Origin of the sequence: Acinetobacter sp. XH1741, assembly GCF_041021895.1 — a bacterium.
Taxonomy (GTDB): domain Bacteria; phylum Pseudomonadota; class Gammaproteobacteria; order Pseudomonadales; family Moraxellaceae; genus Acinetobacter.
Map to the genome: position 1 here is coordinate 2091573 of NZ_CP157428.1, position 18885 is coordinate 2110457.

Below are 18885 nucleotides of genomic sequence, written 5' to 3' on the forward strand. Positions count from 1 at the left end.
AGACTTATTTTTGTTTAAACCATATAAATGTGCAGTGATAGAGCATGAGAACTTAGATATTATTTTTAGTTAATATATGAGTATGATTTATCTGTATGAAAATAAATATAAAAAATTATTCGCTGGAGTTTTAAGAAGAATTGGCATGCAAAATGCTTAGTTAATAACAGGTCGAAGACGACCACAAGTTTTAAAGACGGCCAACGATGTCCGTTCTGATCGATTTTGTGAGTGCAATGGTACACACAAAGAATTTGCGTTCAGTCGGAGTGAAGGTTATGTCTTTATGTTTATTGCATAAAAAAGTTACATCTGAATCATTTAATTTTTTAGTTTCAGCGATGCGAGCCTTCTCTATGAGGGGGCTCGCTTTTTTTATGTCTTTTTATGTCTTTGCTGAGTATTGGGTGTCGTTAACGACTGAAAAAATTGGATTTCAAACAGCTACCTGCTTTGCGATGTTGATTCGGTTCTCGGTAGAACACAAGGCAAAAGAACAACGTCTATTTGAGAACGCAAGAACGCAGCTTAAAAGCAACGTGATTTGAGGAGAAACACTATGAAATTAGTAATGATTGGTCATGGTATGGTGGGCCACAAATTCATCGAAGCCATTTTAGAAAAAGCAGATGATGAACTGGAAATCACGATTCTCGCGGAAGAACCTCGTATCGCGTATGACCGTGTACATTTGACAGAATATTTTTCGGGAAAATCGGTAAAAGATCTATCTTTAGCCCGTTTTGACTTTGCTGATGCTCATGGCATTGATTTACGTCTTAATACAAAAGCAACTGCAATTGATACAGCTGCGCAAACAGTTACAACCAATCATGGCGATGTGATTAGTTATGACAAATTGGTGCTGGCGACTGGTTCATATGCCTTTGTTCCACCAATTCCGGGTAATGACCGTGAAAACTGTTTTGTTTACCGTACGATTGAAGACTTAGACGCCATTCGTGCAGCAAGTATCAATGCAAAAACAGGTGTAGTCATTGGTGGCGGTTTACTCGGTCTTGAAGCGGCCAAAGCGTTGCGCGACCTAGAGTTGGAAACACATGTTGTTGAGTTTGCACCACGTTTAATGGCAGTTCAAATTGATGACTTAGGAGGCAAAGTTTTACGCCGTAAAATTGAAGACCTTGGTGTAAAAGTTCATACCCAAAAAGCGACACAATCTATTGAGTGTGGAAACAATACTACACATGTCATGAAGTTTGCAGATGGTAGCGAGCTTGAAGCAGATGTCATTTTATTCTCTGCTGGGATCCGTCCACGTGATGAACTTGCGCGCAACAGTGGTCTCGCGATTGGTGAGCGTGGCGGTATTGTTATTAATGATTACTGCCAAACTTCAGATAACAACATTTATGCCATTGGTGAGTGTGCACTTTGGCAAAACAAGATTTATGGTTTGGTTGCGCCGGGCTATGACATGGCACGTATTGCAGCAAAACACATTTTAGATAAAGAGTGTAACTGTTTTGCTGGCGCAGACATGAGCACCAAGTTGAAATTAATGGGGGTAGACGTTGCCTCTGTAGGTGATGCTCAGGCCATGACTCCGGGCGCATTAAGCTATTTCTATGCAGATGAGCATGCGCTGGTTTATAAAAAGATTGTTGTAAATGCCGACAAAACCAAATTGCTTGGCGCGGTTTTGGTGGGTGATGCGAAAGAATACAACGACCTTTTGCAAATGATGTTAAACGGTTTGGCTTTACCGGAAGTTCCTGAAAGCTTGATTATGCCGGGCTTTGAACAATCAGCAGGTAAGTCTGGTGGTAACGGTGTAGATTTACTGCCAGACAGCGCGACTATTTGTTCATGTAACAACGTCTCAAAAGCGGACATCTGCCAAGCAATTAGCGATGGTTCGACCTCTTTAGGTGCATTAAAAAAATGCACCAAAGCAGCAACAGCATGTGGTGGTTGTGCACCATTAGTGACTCAAGTTTTAAAGTCAGAGTTACAACGTCAAGGTGTGACTGTAAATAACCACATTTGCGAACACTTCCCATACTCGCGTCAAGAGTTGTATCACTTGGTGCGTGTGAATGAAATCAAAACCTTTGATGATTTGCTTCATCAACATGGTCATGGTTTAGGATGCGACATTTGTAAACCTGCTGCGGCAAACATTTTGGCATCTTGTTGGAACGATTTTGTACTCAAGCCAAGTCATGCAGGCTTACAAGATAGTAATGACTACTATTTGGGTAACATCCAAAAAGATGGTTCTTACTCGGTTGTACCGCGTATGGCTGGCGGTGAAGTGACTCCAGATGGTTTGATTGCTATTGGTCAAATTGCGAAGAAATATAACCTATATACCAAAATTACTGGTGGTCAACGCGTTGACATGTTTGGTGCGCAAGTTCACGAGCTTCCATTCATTTGGGAAGAGTTGAATGCTGCTGGTTTTGAATCTGGTCATGCTTACGGTAAATCATTGCGTACCGTGAAATCTTGTGTAGGTAGCACATGGTGCCGTTACGGTGTAGACAACTCGGTTGGTTTAGCGATTGAACTTGAAAACCGCTATAAGGGTTTACGTTCACCGCATAAATTAAAAATGGCTGTGTCTGGCTGTACACGTGAGTGTGCAGAAGCACAAAGCAAAGACGTCGGTATTATCGCAACCGAAAAAGGCTGGAACCTTTATGTATGTGGCAATGGTGGTATGAAACCACGCCATGCTGAATTACTTGCATCTGACCTTGATAAAGCAACGCTCATTCGTTATATCGACCGTTTCTATATGTTCTACATCCAAACCGCAGATCGTTTACAACGTACCAGTGTATGGCGTGACAACATGGAAGGTGGCCTAGATTATCTTAAATCTGTGGTGGTTGATGACTCTCTAGGTTTGGCTGCCGAGCTTGAGCGCCGTATGGAACACATTATTGGTACATATCAAGACGAATGGCGTACTGCGGTAGAAAATCCTGAAGTACGTAAACGCTTCCAGACCTATATCAATGCAGATGCAAGTGAACAGGCCGATCCACACATTCAATTTACAACTGAACGTGGTCAGATCCGTCCATTAACTGAAGCTGAACGTTCAGAAGACCGTATTCCAATGGTTGAAGCATAAAGGAGAGTTTCTATGAATATTGTACAAGACAAAAATATGCTTCCTGATGATCAGTGGATTGATGTGTGTACACTCGACGATTTAACCCCAAACACTGGCGCGGGTGCGCTAGTAGGTGGTCAAGCGGTAGCAATTTTTCGGGTAGGGCATGAAAAACGTGTTTATGTGCTGAGCAATAAAGACCCATTCAGCCAAGCCAATGTTATGAGCCGTGGGATTATCGGTGACTTACAAGGCGAACGCGTCGTTGCATCTCCAATCTATAAACAACATTTTAGTTTGGCAACGGGCCGTTGTTTAGAAGATAAAGACCAAAAATTGGCGGTTTATCCGAGCAAGATTGTTGATGGACGTGTTTGGGTCAATGCAGTACCGCAAAAAACTTATATTACCAATACAGGTATATCTCAAGACAAGCTTAAACTGGTATTGATTGGAAATGGCTTGGCAGGGATGCGTTGCTTAGAAGATTTGCTCGATATGGCGCCAGATCGTTATGAAGTTACGGTGATTGGTGAAGAACCTTGGGGTAACTATAACCGCATTATGTTATCTCCGGTTTTATCGGGTGAAAAAACCATTGAAGACATTATGCTGCATCCACCAAAGTGGTATAGCGATAAAGGCATTAAATTTATTGCTGGTGATAAAGCGGTAAAAATTGATCGCCCTCGTAAAGTGGTTTACACCGAAAAAGGTCAGACAGTTGATTATGATCGTTTGATTCTGGCAACAGGTTCGGCACCATTTATTCCACCAGTTCAAGGTGTCGACTTAAAGGGCGTTTTAACTTTCCGTGATATTTATGACGTTAACACAATGATTGAATACTGCGGTTCAAAAACCAATGCAGTGGTGATTGGTGGTGGTTTACTGGGTTTAGAAGCTGCGTACGGTTTAAAACAACGTGGTATGAATGTCACAGTTCTACATTTGATGGACCGTATTATGGAGCGTCAACTCGACAGCCGTGCGAGTCAGTTACTGCGTCATAGTATTGAGCAAAAAGGTATTCATATCATTACTGAAGCGAATACAGAAGCGTTAATTGGTGATGAAAACGGCCATGTGAAGCAAATCCGTTTGAAAGATGGCACAGTTTTAGAAGCCGATCTTGTGGTGTTCGCTGTGGGCATTCGTCCGAATATTGCTTTGGCGCAAAGTGCTGGTTTACGTTGTAACCGTGGTGTGTTGGTGAATGACACCATGCAAACTTTTGACCCAAGTATTTATGCGGTGGGTGAGTGTATTGAACACCGCGGACAGACCTTTGGCTTGGTTGAACCACTTTGGGGCCAAGCATTTATTTGCGCGACCCATTTAGCAGAGCACGGCAGCTTAACTTTTAAAGCACCAACTGTGCCGACTCAGTTAAAAGTCAGTGGTGTCGATGTATTCTCGGCGGGCAATTTTGAGCCGAAAGATGATTATGAAGACATTATCTTGAACGATGAAAAACGCCAGATTTATAAACGCATTATCATTCAAAGCGATCGGGTAATTGGTGCAGTACTGTTCGGCGATACTGAAGATGGCATGTGGTATGCAGAGTTAATTGCAGATCAAACACCTGTTTCTTCATTTAGAAATAAACTGCTATTTGGTCGAGATTTTGCATTAAAAAATGCAGGTTAAATAGGGAAAGGAGCAGTTATGAATAGTATTCCAAGCGTTGAAATCGATAGCTCCGACCATGTTGCAAAAATCACCAAGACAACATGTCCATATTGTGGGGTAGGATGCGGTGTCAGTGTACACGTCCAACAAAAACCTCAAGGGCCTGTGGTTCAAGTTGAAGGGGACGCTGAGCATCCTTCTAACTTTGGACGCCTGTGTATTAAAGGTAGCCGCTTAGCGGATACTTTGGGCTTGGAAACACGTGTTTTACAACCAATGATGGGGCGAAAAGCTGATAGGACTATAACGACATGGGATGCAGCAATTAATAAAATTGCCGATAAATTTCAATCTTGTATCGATCAATATGGTCGTGACAGCATTGCATTTTATGTTTCAGGTCAGCTTTTGACTGAAGATTATTATGTAGTAAACAAGTTTGTAAAAGGCTATTTGGGTACTGCAAATATCGATACCAACTCACGGCTTTGCATGTCATCTGCGGTGGCAGGTCACAAACGTAGTTTCGGTGAAGATATTGTCCCTGCAAGTTATGAAGATTTTGAACATGCCGACATGGTGGTATTGGTCGGTTCCAATACTGCTTGGTGCCATCCTGTGCTGTATCAGCGGATTATGCAGGCTAAAAGCCAAAATCCCAATATGTTTGTGGTGGTGATTGACCCACGTTTTACCAGTACTTGTGAACAAGCAGATTTACATTTGCCGATTTTACCCGGCCAAGATGTCGCATTGTTTAATGGCTTATTTCAGTATTTATATGGAAATGGTCATGCCGATCGGGCCTTTGTGGATGCTTATACCGAAGGTTTACAAGGAGTTTTGGCAAGCAGCCAGCCAGAAACTGATATCGAGTATGTGGCTAAGCGTACAGGTATTACACTCGATAAATTACAACAGTTTTTTGAAAAATTCGCTCAAACTGAAAAAGTCATCACCCTATTTTCAATGGGTGTGAATCAATCAAGTCAGGGCGTGAATAAAGCCAACAGTATTATTAACTGTCATTTATTGACTGGGAAAATTGGTAAGCTTGGTGCTGCACCATTTTCAATGACAGGCCAGCCCAATGCGATGGGTGGACGTGAAGTCGGTGGTTTAGCCAATATGCTAGCTGCACATATGGATTTGGATAATCCACTACATCAAAAAGTCGTGCAGACTTTTTGGGACAGCCCATTTATTGCAACTCAAGCGGGTTTAAAAGCAGTTGATTTGTTCCGCGCCGTTGAAGCTGGAAAAATTAAAGCCATTTGGATTATGGCGACAAATCCAGTCGTGAGTTTGCCAGATGCCGATCAAGTGAAACGTGCATTAGAGAAGTGCGAATTGGTCGTCGTATCAGATATCTGTGCAGATACCGATACTACTGCTTATGCCGATATTTTGCTTCCAGCTTTAGGTTGGGGGGAAAAGGACGGAACCGTTACTAACTCTGAGCGCCGTATTTCACGTCAGCGCGCATTCTTACCTGCGCCAGGGGAAGCAAAAGCAGATTGGTGGTCTGTTAGCCAAGTCGCGAGAAAATTAGGCTTTAATGGTTTTGACTTTGCGAGTACCAGCGACATCTTTAATGAACATGCAGCTTTATCAGCACAAGACAATGCAGACATAGATGTACGTAAAGAGAGTACTAATTTTCGTTATTTTAACCTAAAAGGTTTAATGAACCTAAGTAATGCTGAGTATGATGCTCTACAACCAATTCAATGGCCAGTGTGGAATAAAAACCAAGATGCTAAAGCCGTTCAACAACTGTTTGGCAACGGACAGTTTAGTCATAAAAACACCAAGGCGAAATTGATTCCGACTGTTGCAATTGATCCAGTTCATCCGGTTTCAGAAGATTATCCACTCATTTTAAATACAGGCCGTATTCGTGACCAATGGCACACCATGACCCGTACTGGTTTGTCACCAAATTTGACCAGTCACCGTGCCGAACCTTTCTGCGAGATTCATCCGAGTGATGCCTTGAAGTTTGGGGTACGTGATCAAGGCTTGATAGAAGTTCGTTCGAAATGGGGCGGTTGTGTACTACGTGTGACTTTCTCATCAGGTGTGCGCCGTGGTCAAATTTTTGTGCCGATTCACTGGACTGAACAGGTCGCATCCGATGCTCGTATTGGGAAAGTTGTTAACCCTGAGGTCGATGCAATTTCAGGGGAGCCTGAGTTCAAACATACCCCTGTCTCCATTCAACCGTTCTATACCACTTGGCAGGGTGTGCTTTACGTACGTGAAGGATATGATTCGTATATTCAAGATTCCCTACATCACTGTGCATGGTGGACCAAGGTCAAAATGGTGAAAACCAACCGTTACGAACTTGCAGACCGTCAAACTTTTCATGATACTCAAAAGAATCTGAAAAGCTTTTTGCCATTTGCAGATGAAACTTTTGAATGGTTAAGCATAGAAGATATTTCGTCACAACTGAGTCATAGCGTTATTTTGAAAGATGGCATCGTAATTGCTAGTCTATATATTGCACCGCCAGATTTATTGCCAGATCGTGAGTGGGTAGCGAGTCTTTTTAAACGTGAACGTTTAAGTGCCTTGCATCGAAAGGCGTTACTGGCGGGTATGCCAATGACTGCTACAAATAATGACGGACCTTTAGTCTGTAGTTGTTTTAAAGTAGGTAAGAACAAAATTATCGACGTGATAAAAACTCAAAATATTACCCATGAAAAACAAGTGACGGCTTGTTTAAAAGCAGGTGGTAATTGCGGTTCATGTTTACCTGAAATTCGTGGCTTGATTAAAGCTTGCCAACAAGAGGTGGAAGTGTGAATAAGGGATATCCCGTAACTGATTTGGTCATTCTGGCGGGTGGACAAGCCCGCCGTATGAACGGTTTAAATAAGTTATTACAGCAGTTTGATGGTGAAACTCAACTGATTAAAATTCATCAGAAATTAAGATCATCAGTGTCTGAAATTTGGGTGAACAGTCATCGCGACTATTCAATTTATCAAAGTATTGTGCCAGACATTCGATGTTATCAAGATGATGCAGCAGGTTTTTTTGGCCCCCTTATGGGAATGAAAAGCGCGTGGTCTCATGTACAAGCAGACTATGTTTTGTTTGTTCCTTGTGATGTGACCTATATCCCTACGCAAGTCGTTGCGAAATTACATAGCGCACTTCGGAAAAATAAACAGGCTCAGGCAGCTTATGTTTCAATTAATGGAGATGCTTTGTACCCATTTTGCTTATTAAAACGTGAAAGTCTCAGCACGATAACAGTGCAAATTGAAAAGCAAAGATTAAGTTTGAAAGAGTGTTTTAAACTTTTGCATGCTCAAGTCGCTATATTTCAAAAACAAAACCTGTTTTTTCATAGCATCAATTCATTGGATGAGCTTCAGCAATACAAACAAATCAAAGCATTTAAAGAAATTTTTACAGCACATTAACTCATTATCTTAATCCCTTTTAAATTTCATTGGTCGTATGAAACAGGCTTTTAAACTTTGAGCTGTTGACTATTTATTAGTTAAGTTCTATTTTGGAACTTGTTATTTTCATTCCAGTGAACTGTATAAAAATAAAGGGAGCACACGGGTATGGTAGATGCACAACAGCAAAATAAAACAGATGTGACCGCTTGTATTTTGTGTTCTAGAAATTGCGGTCTAAGTGTCGAAATTAAAGATAATCAATTTGTCAAAATTAAAGGTAATCCTGACCATCCATTTTCTCAAGGCTACATTTGCCAAAAAGCTGCCAGATTACAACATTATCAGCAGCACGCAGACCGCTTGACTACACCTTTAAAACGCCAGCCAGATGGTTCATTTCAAGAAGTGAGCTGGGAGGTTGCCATACAAGAAATTGCTGATCGACTAGTTCAGATTCGCGATAATTTTGGCGGTACAGCTTTTGCTTCTGTTGGGGGCGGTGGTCAAGGTAACCACCTCGGTGCAGCCTATGGGCGACAACTCTTGTTGGCCATGAAAAGTTATTATGCTTACAACTCGCTTGCTCAAGAAAAAACGGGTGATTTCTGGCTCAATGGGCGTTTGTTTGGTAGTCAGGCTTGCCATACGACAGAAGATGTTGAGTATGCTGATTATGTTCTTTTTATTGGGACAAATCCTTTTCAGGCCCATGGCATTCCGAACGCGCGAGACACGCTAAAACATATTAAGAAAGACCCCAACCGAACCATGGTGGTATTTGACCCACGTGTTACCGAAACAGCCAAACAAGCAGATATTCATGTACAGCTAAAACCGGGAACAGATGCTTTTTTAATGTCGGCCATGATTGCGATCATTATTAAAGAAAAGCTCTATGATGTATCGTTTATTGATCAGCATACACACGGTTTTGAAGAAGTAAAAACAGCCTTTAGCAGTGTTCCGATTGAAGACTATATTACCAAGGCAGATGTTTCAGTTGATTTGATTTACCAAGTGGTTCGAGATTTTGCCAAGGCAAAAAGAGGCTGTGTGCGGATTGATTTAGGTATTCAGCATACTTTAAATACTACTTTAAATGGATACTTAGAAAAACTGCTGTACTTATTGACTGGAAACTTTGGAAAGCAGGGTACCAATAATTTGCATACCATGTTTATTCCAATTTTAAGCGATACAGATGAAAGAAAGCCGAAATATCGCCGTAGCGTTTACCATAAAATGTTCCCGATTTCGGGGCTTTTTCCGCCTAACATTTTACCTGATGAAATCTTGAAAGCAGGCGAAAAACGAATTCGCGCAGTGTTTGTAGATAGTTGTAATCCGCTATTAACCTATCCCGATACACCTGCCTACGAAAAAGCATTTAAAGCATTAGACTTATTAGTTGTGGTCGATGTAGCCATGACGGAAACCGCGAGATTTGCTGACTATATTTTGCCCGCACACACTCAGTTTGAAAAATGGGAGTTTACTGGCTTTAATCTTGAGTTTCCTAAAAATGGTTTTCACCTTAGACATCCTGTATTGGCTGCTCAAGCAAACACTTTACCGGAAGCCGAAATTTATACTCGATTACTTGAAGCCATGAATGCTATTCCGAAAAATTTCCCACTTTTAGAAAAAATCGCTTCAGTTGACTCTAAGAAAACAGCATATTTACCTTATCTATCGGCTTTAGGTTTAACCTTTGCCCGACATAAAAAATATATTCCTTTTGCAGCCTCAATTCTCTACCGCACTTTAGGTAAACGTTTAGAAAACTCAGCTGCTTCAGCCGCTTTTTTATTGCCACTGTCAATTCAATATGCTGTGTTACATACCAAAGCGGTACGCCGTGCAGGTTATAAAGGTAATCCTCTAACCTTGGGTGTTCGATTATTTGATCAAATTTTAAAGCAACGTTCAGGTGTGGTGTTATCACAGCATGAATATGATGAAGTCTGGAAACTGGTGGCTTATAAAGATAAGAAAATACGGCTTGCAATTCCCGAGATGTTAAGTGAACTCACAAGCTTGAAAAGCCATAACGGTAATGTTGAAGAGTTTCCTTTCATCCTTTTGTCAGGTGAGCGTCGTAGTTATAACGCCAACCAAATTTACCGTGATCCTGCTTGGCGAAAAGTAGATGCAGAAGGGGCTTTACGAATTCATCCTGAAGATGCAACACATTTAAATGTAAAAGTTGGCGATCAACTGAAATGTATTTCACAGCACGGAGAAATTCAGGTCACTGTAGATTTTGATGAAGGGATGCGAAAAGGTGTGGTGTCGCTTCCACATGGTTACGGTATGCGCTTTCAAGGGGGAGAACCAATTGGTCCACAGTTAAACCGACTAATTTCTGGTGAACATTGTGATCCTCTATCTAAAACTCCATACCATAAATATGTACCCATCCGCTTAGAAAAGTGCTAGAAATAATGTAGGGCATATCATAGATTGGCGCCGCACTAACTTTGTACAGTTTTTAAAACTCAAATAAAAATAGTACAGTGATCAATCTATCAAAAAGACCAAAAAGTTAAGGATGATCAATAGAATTGGAACAAATTTTGCATAAAGATCAAAGCACTATTGAAGAGCAATTTCGTATTTTAGTTACTCAGAAAAGGTGTCAGCAATATTTGAACTGTTCTCGACATGAGTGCAAATGATGAAACAATATCACTCTGAAACTGCACCATTTGTTCTACAAGACCAATATGGGCGTATAAAGCGAAAGTTACGGATTTCGGTAACCGATCGCTGTAATTTTAAGTGTGTATATTGCATGCCTGAGCATCCAGAATGGTTAAACAAACAAGATTTGCTAAGTTTTGAGGCGCTCTTTGAGTTTTGCCGTTTTATGGTGCAACAAGGTATTGAAAGCATCCGTATTACGGGTGGTGAACCATTAATGCGTCAGGGCATTGTTCATTTCGTTCGTGATTTACAAGCCTTAAAAGTATTAGGTTTAAAACGGATCTCAATGACTACCAATGGACATTACCTTGCTAAATACGCCCGCCAATTAAAAGATGCTGGCTTAGATGACCTAAATATTAGTTTAGATAGTCTTGATGAGATTCAATTTAAACAACTCACCAAGAAAAAATTAGAACCAGTTCTTGAGGGTATGCAAGCTGCCAAAGATGCAGGACTGCCTTTTAAAGTTAACTGCGTGTTGATGAAGAATAAAAATGACGATCAAATCTTACCCATGGTGAAATGGGCAATAGACAATCACATTCCTTTACGTTTTATTGAGTTTATGCCACTCGATGGTGATGCACTCTGGTCAAGTCAAGATGTGGTCAGTGAAGCTGAAATTTTACAGACTTTACAACTGCATTATTCGGTACAAGTGATCGAGCAGCATCACGAACCAGCACGTCAGTATCTGATTAACAATAGCTATATTTTGGGCATTATTTCTACAATTACGCATTCATTCTGTCATCAGTGTGACCGTATACGGCTTACTGCAAAAGGCGAACTATATAACTGTTTGTTTGCACCGCAAGGCTTAAATATTAAACCTCAGCTTGAAGCATTGGTAAGTAAACACGATACGCCAGAATACGATATGTATATTCAAAATTTAAAAAATTTGGTTCATCCTTATATTTGGCATAAAGCTAAAGGTTTTCATGCCTTACAACATCAACAAACCCGTAAAATCAGTATGCATATGCTTGGGGGATAAATGCAGCAATCTATCCAAATTAAAGTCGAAGCGTTTGGTGCAATTGAAAAATTGCTTCCCCAACATCTTTCATTAGTTTGTCCCAATCCTATTTTAGTTAAAGATGTTTTAGATCAGATTGTGTCATTACATCCGGAATGTACACAAGCCATGGAAAAATGTGCATGCGCTTTAGAAGATAATGTCATAACTCGACAGTCTGTTTTAAGTCAGCCTTGTACTTTGGTTTTATTGTCACCCGTTGCTGGAGGATGAATCATGAAAGAGTTCGCAAGAATACAAGAGCAGGCTTTAAGTCTAGATACTTTTGATTCTATTCAATCATTTCCTGAATGTGGTGGAATCGATATTTTTATCGGTACGGTTCGTAATCATCATGAAGGTAAAGCGGTTAAGGCATTGAAATATACCTCGTATAAACCGCTTTCTGAAAAAATGATACGTGAAATTGAACTGGAAATTGAGAAAAAGTATCAGGTATCTTATGTGCGAGTGGTTCATCGGATTGGGTATCTAGATGTTGGTGAAACAGCCATTATTGCAATTGCTTATGCAGCCCATCGCCGTGAAGCTTTTCAAGCATGTGAAGAAGCGGTTGAGCGAGTGAAGCATGAAGTACCTGTATTTAAAGAAGAGTTCTTTACTGATGGTACAAGTCACTATGTAGAAGGCTGCTGTATTCGTAAGGACGCACAGCAAGAGCATAAGCATCACCATCATGCCGGCCATGAACACTCACACTGAAATAAGCAAGACTAGGATAAATAATGAAAAACGTAGGAATGAAGCCGGAAAGTTATCGTGTTGCTGAAGCACAAGCCATTTTATATGCCCCACCGCACTGTATTGAATTATTAAGACAAGGAAATACTGAAAAAGGTGATGCATTAAAAACTGCCCGTGTTGCAGGAATTTTGGCGGCAAAACGAACTGATGAGCTGATTCCTTTATGTCATCCACTGCCGATTTATCGTGCAGATGTTGAATATGAATTAGAACATGACTTTGTAAAGATTATTACGGTAGTCGAGACCATTGGCCCGACTGGTGTGGAGATGGAAGCCTTAACCGCTGCAAGTCTTGCAGGCTTAACCATTTACGATATGTTAAAGCCACATTGTGAACCAGAAGAACTCTGGATGGATCAATGTAAACTTTTAAAGAAAAAAGGTGGAAAATCACACTTTAAGCGAGTTCTTCGTCAGCCTGTCTCGGCGGCTGTGATTGTATTATCAGATACCGTGGCAGCGGGTAGAAAGCCCGATACTGCCGGAAAATCTGTGGTAGAAACTTTAACTGAAGCTGGTTTTGATCCAATCCATTACCAAATTTTGCCAGATGAAGCAGATACTTTAAAAAACTTAGTGCTTGAGTTGAGTAAATCATATGCTTGTATTATGACCGTGGGAGGTACTGGAATTGGTAAGCGTGATATTACGGTTGATACGCTAGAGCCACTTTTAGAACGTAAGTTAGATGGCTTAATGGAAGCTGCGCGCTCATTTGGACAAAAACGCACACCATATGCGGCAATGTCGCGTGGAGTAGCAGGTTTTATTGATCGTTCATTAGTGGTGACTTTACCAGGAAGCCGTGGTGGAGCAAGCGAATCAATGGCTGCCATACTGCCAGCATTAGTCCATATTTTTGATGTTTGCCGTGATTTACCACATCCGGGAGGCTATGAATAATGTCAGGTTGTGGTGCTGAGCGTGGATTAATCAGTATAGATGAAGCGCTAGATTTAGTTATAAATAAGCCTAAAAACTTAAGTGTTATTTCACAGACTTTAACAAATAGCCTAAGTAGTTACCTTGCAGAAGATATTTACTCTGAAATTAATTTACCAAGCTTTTCTCAAAGTGCTGTAGATGGTTATGCAATTTGTAGTCGTGCAGAAGATTTAAATAATCAAAAGTTTCAGGTCACAGGTGAAATTCGTGCAGGAAGCGAGAGCCATGACATCCTAAGCGAAGGTCAGGCAATTCGTATATTTACTGGCGGTAAAACTCCTGAAGGAACGACTCATGTTGCGAGGCAAGAAATTGTATCTGTTATTTCAGCACAAGAAATTTCGTTAACTGAGCATATTCGTCCTCAAGCTGATATTCGTTTTACCGGAGAAGAAATTCAGCAGGGACAGTTGCTTGCTGAAACAGGGCAGTTTCTAAATATTGGAAGTTTGGCTGCCTTAAGTATGGCAGGTGTACAGGAACTTACGGTTTATCGCAGACCTAAAGTTGCGGTTTTAGTAACGGGCGATGAAGTTGCTCAAACGGCAGATGATTTAATCGTTGGAAAAGTCTTTGATGCAAATGGGCCTTTATTAAAAGCTTGGTTTGAAGATTATAGTTTAGATATCGAACTCATTCATGTGGCAGATGAGGCAATACAAGTCACCAATTACTTCAATCAGCTAAAAGACACTCATGATGTGATTATAACGACTGGTGGAGTTTCGGTAGGAGACTATGACTTTGTTCGACCATGTGCTTTCGAAGTTGGTTTTGAACAAATCTTTTGGAAAGTTAAGCAAAAACCGGGTAAACCGTTATTCTTTGCTGAATACCATAATTCACAAGTTTCGCATTCTTGTTATTTATTAGGCTTACCGGGCAATCCGGCTGCGGTCTATGTAGCAATGCAAGTTTATGGTAAGTCTTTGCTTGATGCGTTGCAGGGCAATAGACGTGGACCAGAATGGTTTACTGCAATTTTAGAGCATGATTTAAAAGAAGATGCGCGTGAACGTTTTCTGCGAATGCATGCTTATTTTGACAATGGACAACTTAAAGTAAAAAGTCTGGCAAAACAGCAATCACATATGCTGAGTAACCTTATGCAAGCCAATTGTTTAGTACGTATTCCTGCGGGTACAAAACTAGAGTCGGGTACTTTGCTAAAAGGGATCTTTATTTCAAATTAGCCAATAATTAAGCTGAATATGATTAATTTATACTGTTAAGTTAATCATATTTTATAAGTATTTCTATTCATTGTTATTTAGAAAATAAGCTTTATAAATATATTAAAAACTTATTTTTAGGCTGAATATTGCATATAACATATTAAGTGGTTTAGGGTATAAATAATCAGGCAAGTAGGCCAGTACGATATTGAGGTAAGCATAAAGATGAAATGGGATGACATCGGTGATCAACCTTGTTCTGTTGCCCGCATGCTATCAGTAATTGGTGATCGATGGACGATGCTAATATTACGTAATGCTTTTATGGGAATTCGCCGTTTTGATGATTTCCAAAAATCATTAGGTGTCACTCGTCATGTGCTATCTGATCGATTAAAACGTTTGGTTGAATACGAAATTTTAGTAAAAGCCCCTTATTTTGATCGTCAGGAACGCTTTGAATACCGCCTTACTGATAAAGGGTTTGAACTTTATCCAGTTATCTTATCTATGGCGAATTGGGCAGATAAATGGATGGATCAAGGTTTAGGTAAGCCGTTGGAATATCGTCATAAAGCGTGTGGTCATAAATTTGAACCAGTCATGGTATGTTCGGTCTGCCGTGAACCTTTACATGCAAAACAGGTTCAGGTTTCGGCTGGACCAGGCTATTTTGCTTATATGGAACAAAAGCAAAAACAAGCTTAATGTTCTTTCTTTGAAGACTCTTGCTGAAGTGCTTCTGTAAGAGTCTTATAAATATAATCATGATTTGACTGAGTAATATTAAAACGAATAAATTGGCCTGCCGATTTTGATTGGCTAAAGGCATTACCCGGCGCAAGAATTACTTCCTGATTCAGGCAAAACTGAGCAATCTTCGCCGCATCTATTCCTTCTGGTAGACGACACCACACAAAAATTCCAGCCTTTGGTTCAATCCACGGTTCTATTCCAATCGCTTTAAGCTTCCTTATAGTTTTCTGCATGGCTTGAGCCAAACGAACTTTTAATATATCTAAATGCTTACGGTATGAACCATCAGTTAATGCCGTATGTAATATCTTGGCTGAGAGTCCATTATGAGAAAAACTGGTGGCAATTTTTAAGTCGGTAATTTGGTCAATCCATTCTGGTTTCGCAATAATATAGCCACAGCGAATAGATGCAGAGAGGGTTTTAGAGAAACTTCCAATGAAAATCACACGTGAAAGATTATCCAAAGCTGCAAGTCGCGGAGCTAAAGTATGTTCAAAGTCTGAAAATATATCGTCTTCAATTACAATTAAATTAGACTGCTCAATGAGTTTTAATAATTGATGAGCTGTCGATAATGAGAGCGTTGCACCCGTAGGATTATGTATTCCTGAGTTCGTAATATAAAGCCGTGGGTTATAGGTCTCAATAGCTTCTTTAAATGCTTCTAAATCTGGACCATTTGGTGTGTAAGGAATACCTATAACTTTAACTTGATGAACTTTAAGTAGAGCATGGAAGTTAAAGTAGCAAGGGTCATCAATCAGAACGACATCATCTGGTTTAAGTAAAAAACGGCAAACTAGATCAATCGCTTGAGTACCCGAATCGGTTAAAAGAACTTGGTTCAAGTTTGCTTCTATACCTTTACTTTGTGCTCGTCTAGCGAGTAAATCACGTAATGCGGGTAGTCCTAAAGGTGAGGAATAGCCCATTAAGTTATCATCTTCGTTACGTGTAGCGGATCTTAACGCTTTGCGGATACTTTCAAGCGGCATCCAGTCATTTGGTAGCCAACCACAACCGGGTTTAAAAGCATCAGGTTTTGCTTCCAATGACTGGCGTGAAATCCATAACGGATCGATAGAGCGATCTAATTTAGGGCCTAATTCACTTAAGGCTAAAGGTGCAAGTGGCCCAACCACATAAAAACCGGAACCACTTCGAGATTCAATTTTACCTACGGCAATTAATCGTTCATAAGCTTCGACAATGGTCGAAACAGAAAAACCTAAATCTTTTGCCAGTTTGCGTACAGAAGGTAAACGGGAACCTGGTGTTAAAGAACGATTTTTAATTTGTTGTTCGACCTGTGAAATAACAAGCTCGATTTTTGTTTTCGTTTGGTTCACGTTAATTATCTCTAACTGTACTGCTGATTCATACATAACAGTTTTTTAAAATTGTACTGCTCTGTATCTGGTTTTAACACCATATCACAGCTTAAATTCTTCGTATAGCTGCGGAGAATAATATGCAAAAGTTTATGAATGGTTGGGTGAATGGATTTATCGGAGTTGCAATTTTTGCGGGATCACTCCCTGCTACCCGTGTTGCGGTAACGGGATTTGATCCCGGTTTCCTAACGGCGGCAAGAGCCGTTATTGCTGGTGTTTTAGGTTTAATTCTTATCTTTTTGCTTAAAGAAAAAAGACCTGCTAAGCAAGATTGGTGGCCACTCGCTATTGTTGCTTTAGGGGTTGTGGTGGGTTTCCCTTTATTTACAGCACTTGCTTTGCAATATATGAATGCAGCACATTCAATTGTATTTGTAAGTCTTTTGCCATTAGCTACAGCCATATTTGCAGTGGTAAGGGGTGGAGAAAAACCTAATCTATTTTTTTGGATATTTGCAGTTTTAGGGAGTCTGGTTGTTTTCGCTTATATGTTTTTTTTATCGGGTGAAGCTTCTTTTGGCATTGGTGATTTATATATGCTTATTGCAATTATTCTATGTGGATTTGGCTATGCAGAGGGTGGAGTACTTTCGAAAAAAATAGGTGGATGGCAGGTAATTTGTTGGGCGCTTATTTTAGCTTTACCCGTTATGCTACTTGCTACGCTTTTTTACATGCCTGTTTCTTTCCAAGATGTATCTGCATCAGCGGTAGCAGGGCTGGTTTATGTATCTTTGTTTAGTATGCTCATCGGATTCTTTTTTTGGTACAAAGGCCTTGCCCAAGGCGGAATTGCTGCAATCAGCCAGCTACAACTCTTACAACCTTTAATGGGACTCGCGATTGCTGCACTTTTATTACATGAGCATGTCAGTTGGTCGATGTTAATGGTCACGGCAGTAACCATTTTATGTGTTGCTGCCGCTAAAAAATTTGCATAAAAATTTATAAACAATTTGCCGGTTTAGGAATGCCTGCCAATCGACTGAGATGGCGAGCAACTAAACCGGTATTAAATTTTTGTTGTAAAACAGCATTATTAATATCAGGGCTTACCGTCTTCATTAAAAACTTAATTAGAGGACGTGTTGCAGGTGAATGACCAAAATGTTGATAAAATTGGCGAACTGCAGCTAAAACTTCAAAATGCCAATCTGTTAATTCAAGATCGAGAGATTTGGCGAGTTCCTGTGCTACTTCAGGATTCCAAATCGTATAGTCGACTAAATGACCATCTTGATCTAATTCTAAATTCATAAAAATGAGCCTAACTATATTATTTCAAAGAAATGCATCGATTAAATTGTAAAACCAGATCCGCAAATTGATCATAGTTCAACACATTAACGTGAGCTAAGGTTTCTGCATCAATTAAATCTTTTTCATAACATAAACAAGAAATTGAGCCGAATTGCTGACAAATACTCACCGAAAGTTGTGCGGTTGAATCACCCATAAAAACAATTTGGTCATCCTTATCAAAATAATTTGTAAGTTCTTCAATAATTTGAGGCGTATGGTGATAAGAAGCTTGCACCAGATAAAGTGTTGATTGCGTCATTAAATTTACACCTTTATCTACCAATATAAGACATGATCGAAAGATTGGATGAGTTCAGTATCTAACTGAACAAACTCTAGCTCCTGTTCGCTGTTTTGAACAAAAGGATGCTGTTTATTTTTGGTCTCAACAAGGATTGGACTCAAGTCATAAAACTCAAAGCTATCCACCATATTTGAAGCAATTTTAAAAGCATGCTGTAACTGGTCAAAGTTACGTTCATTTTGTAAGAGGCTGAGGGCTGCATCTTTTAATAATACTTTGACTGGTGAGCCAAAGGTTGCTAAAACCATAGTAGCAGCGAGGCTTTCATTGACTTGTAGGCTAGTTAGATTGGCTTGGGTCAAAATAACGAGTACAGTTTTCACACAATATACCTTTTAAAAGCAACAATCTAAGTTAA

General features: G+C 40.1%; 17 protein-coding genes. 13 read left to right on the plus strand and 4 right to left on the minus strand.

What is annotated here, in order from left to right:
- Nucleotides 1–206: 206 nt before the first annotated feature.
- The 12 genes from ABLB96_RS09925 to ABLB96_RS09980 all read left to right on the plus strand — a co-directional run bounded on the left by ABLB96_RS09925 (nucleotide 207) and on the right by ABLB96_RS09980 (nucleotide 15476).
- Complete coding sequence (locus ABLB96_RS09925) at nucleotides 207–548, plus strand: hypothetical protein (protein ID WP_348897383.1); 342 nt, start codon at nucleotides 207–209, stop codon at nucleotides 546–548.
- Nucleotides 549–559: 11 nt separating this feature from the next.
- A complete protein-coding gene (gene nirB, locus ABLB96_RS09930; RefSeq protein ID WP_348897384.1) occupies nucleotides 560–3106 on the plus strand; it encodes a nitrite reductase large subunit NirB in 2547 nt (848 codons plus the stop codon).
- A 12-nt stretch (nucleotides 3107–3118) separates the two neighbouring features.
- Nucleotides 3119–4741, plus strand: a complete 1623-nt coding sequence (gene nirD / locus ABLB96_RS09935; RefSeq protein ID WP_348897386.1) for a nitrite reductase small subunit NirD — start codon at nucleotides 3119–3121, stop codon at nucleotides 4739–4741.
- An 18-nt stretch (nucleotides 4742–4759) separates the two neighbouring features.
- The gene (locus ABLB96_RS09940) at nucleotides 4760–7540 is read left to right on the plus strand and encodes a molybdopterin-dependent oxidoreductase (RefSeq protein ID WP_348897387.1); all 2781 of its coding nucleotides are present in this window, start codon (nucleotides 4760–4762) and stop codon (nucleotides 7538–7540) included.
- The gene (locus ABLB96_RS09945; RefSeq protein WP_348897389.1) at nucleotides 7537–8166 is read left to right on the plus strand and encodes an NTP transferase domain-containing protein; all 630 of its coding nucleotides are present in this window, start codon (nucleotides 7537–7539) and stop codon (nucleotides 8164–8166) included. The genes ABLB96_RS09940 and ABLB96_RS09945 overlap by 4 nt, the downstream gene beginning before the upstream one ends.
- 150 nt (nucleotides 8167–8316) lie before the next feature.
- On the plus strand, nucleotides 8317–10590 hold the full coding sequence (locus tag ABLB96_RS09950) for a molybdopterin-dependent oxidoreductase (protein WP_348897390.1): 2274 nt from the start codon (nucleotides 8317–8319) through the stop codon (nucleotides 10588–10590).
- Between the two features lie 229 nt (nucleotides 10591–10819).
- A complete protein-coding gene (gene moaA / locus ABLB96_RS09955) occupies nucleotides 10820–11860 on the plus strand; it encodes a GTP 3',8-cyclase MoaA (protein WP_348897391.1) in 1041 nt (346 codons plus the stop codon).
- Nucleotides 11861–12115: a MoaD/ThiS family protein gene (locus tag ABLB96_RS09960; protein ID WP_348897392.1), complete on the plus strand. Its 255-nt coding sequence runs from the start codon at nucleotides 11861–11863 to the stop codon at nucleotides 12113–12115. It begins immediately after the preceding gene.
- 3 nt (nucleotides 12116–12118) lie between these two features.
- Nucleotides 12119–12604, plus strand: a complete 486-nt coding sequence (locus ABLB96_RS09965) for a molybdenum cofactor biosynthesis protein MoaE (RefSeq protein WP_348897394.1) — start codon at nucleotides 12119–12121, stop codon at nucleotides 12602–12604.
- A 23-nt stretch (nucleotides 12605–12627) separates the two neighbouring features.
- On the plus strand, nucleotides 12628–13551 hold the full coding sequence (gene moaCB, locus ABLB96_RS09970) for a bifunctional molybdenum cofactor biosynthesis protein MoaC/MoaB (RefSeq protein ID WP_000799986.1): 924 nt from the start codon (nucleotides 12628–12630) through the stop codon (nucleotides 13549–13551).
- Nucleotides 13551–14786: a molybdopterin molybdotransferase MoeA gene (locus ABLB96_RS09975; protein WP_348897396.1), complete on the plus strand. Its 1236-nt coding sequence runs from the start codon at nucleotides 13551–13553 to the stop codon at nucleotides 14784–14786. The genes moaCB and ABLB96_RS09975 overlap by 1 nt, the downstream gene beginning before the upstream one ends.
- A gap of 207 nt (nucleotides 14787–14993) precedes the next feature.
- Entirely contained in the window at nucleotides 14994–15476 is a 483-nt protein-coding gene (locus ABLB96_RS09980; RefSeq protein WP_348897398.1) for a helix-turn-helix domain-containing protein, read from the plus strand.
- On the opposite strand, the gene ABLB96_RS09985 is transcribed toward ABLB96_RS09980, so the two are convergent.
- On the minus strand, nucleotides 15473–16876 hold the full coding sequence (locus ABLB96_RS09985) for a PLP-dependent aminotransferase family protein (RefSeq protein WP_348897399.1): 1404 nt from the start codon (nucleotides 16874–16876) through the stop codon (nucleotides 15473–15475). The genes ABLB96_RS09980 and ABLB96_RS09985 overlap by 4 nt on opposite strands.
- 122 nt (nucleotides 16877–16998) lie before the next feature.
- Here ABLB96_RS09985 and ABLB96_RS09990 point away from each other — a divergent pair, with 122 nt between their 5' ends.
- On the plus strand, nucleotides 16999–17862 hold the full coding sequence (locus tag ABLB96_RS09990) for a DMT family transporter (protein WP_348897400.1): 864 nt from the start codon (nucleotides 16999–17001) through the stop codon (nucleotides 17860–17862).
- A gap of 4 nt (nucleotides 17863–17866) precedes the next feature.
- Here the strand turns inward: ABLB96_RS09990 and ABLB96_RS09995 are convergent, their stop codons facing one another.
- From ABLB96_RS09995 to ABLB96_RS10005, 3 genes are read right to left on the minus strand one after another with little or no spacing between them, the layout of a single operon-like run.
- Nucleotides 17867–18178 carry a TusE/DsrC/DsvC family sulfur relay protein gene (locus ABLB96_RS09995; RefSeq protein ID WP_348897402.1) on the minus strand — a complete coding sequence of 104 codons (312 nt, stop codon included), beginning with the start codon at nucleotides 18176–18178 and terminating at the stop codon, nucleotides 17867–17869.
- A 19-nt stretch (nucleotides 18179–18197) separates the two neighbouring features.
- Nucleotides 18198–18482 (minus strand): DsrH like protein, encoded by a 285-nt coding sequence (locus ABLB96_RS10000; protein WP_348897403.1) that lies wholly within the window; start codon nucleotides 18480–18482, stop codon nucleotides 18198–18200.
- Between the two features lie 17 nt (nucleotides 18483–18499).
- Complete coding sequence (locus tag ABLB96_RS10005; RefSeq protein ID WP_348897404.1) at nucleotides 18500–18850, minus strand: hypothetical protein; 351 nt, start codon at nucleotides 18848–18850, stop codon at nucleotides 18500–18502.
- Nucleotides 18851–18885 lie beyond the last annotated feature (35 nt).

Bases quoted from the DNA above. Each gene is read 5' to 3' on its own strand.
- nirD (WP_348897386.1), top strand. From the start codon at position 3,119: ATGAATATTGTACAAGACAAAAATATGCTTCCTGATGATCAGTGGATT.
- ABLB96_RS09975 (WP_348897396.1), top strand. From the start codon at position 13,551: ATGTCAGGTTGTGGTGCTGAGCGTGGATTAATCAGTATAGATGAAGCG.
- ABLB96_RS09940 (WP_348897387.1), top strand. From the start codon at position 4,760: ATGAATAGTATTCCAAGCGTTGAAATCGATAGCTCCGACCATGTTGCA.
- moaCB (WP_000799986.1), top strand. From the start codon at position 12,628: ATGAAAAACGTAGGAATGAAGCCGGAAAGTTATCGTGTTGCTGAAGCA.
- ABLB96_RS10000 (WP_348897403.1), bottom strand. From the start codon at position 18,482: ATGACGCAATCAACACTTTATCTGGTGCAAGCTTCTTATCACCATACG.
- ABLB96_RS09990 (WP_348897400.1), top strand. From the start codon at position 16,999: ATGCAAAAGTTTATGAATGGTTGGGTGAATGGATTTATCGGAGTTGCA.
- nirB (WP_348897384.1), top strand. From the start codon at position 560: ATGAAATTAGTAATGATTGGTCATGGTATGGTGGGCCACAAATTCATC.
- ABLB96_RS09995 (WP_348897402.1), bottom strand. From the start codon at position 18,178: ATGAATTTAGAATTAGATCAAGATGGTCATTTAGTCGACTATACGATT.
- ABLB96_RS09925 (WP_348897383.1), top strand. From the start codon at position 207: ATGTCCGTTCTGATCGATTTTGTGAGTGCAATGGTACACACAAAGAAT.
- ABLB96_RS09965 (WP_348897394.1), top strand. From the start codon at position 12,119: ATGAAAGAGTTCGCAAGAATACAAGAGCAGGCTTTAAGTCTAGATACT.
- ABLB96_RS09960 (WP_348897392.1), top strand. From the start codon at position 11,861: ATGCAGCAATCTATCCAAATTAAAGTCGAAGCGTTTGGTGCAATTGAA.
- ABLB96_RS09950 (WP_348897390.1), top strand. From the start codon at position 8,317: ATGGTAGATGCACAACAGCAAAATAAAACAGATGTGACCGCTTGTATT.
- ABLB96_RS09980 (WP_348897398.1), top strand. From the start codon at position 14,994: ATGAAATGGGATGACATCGGTGATCAACCTTGTTCTGTTGCCCGCATG.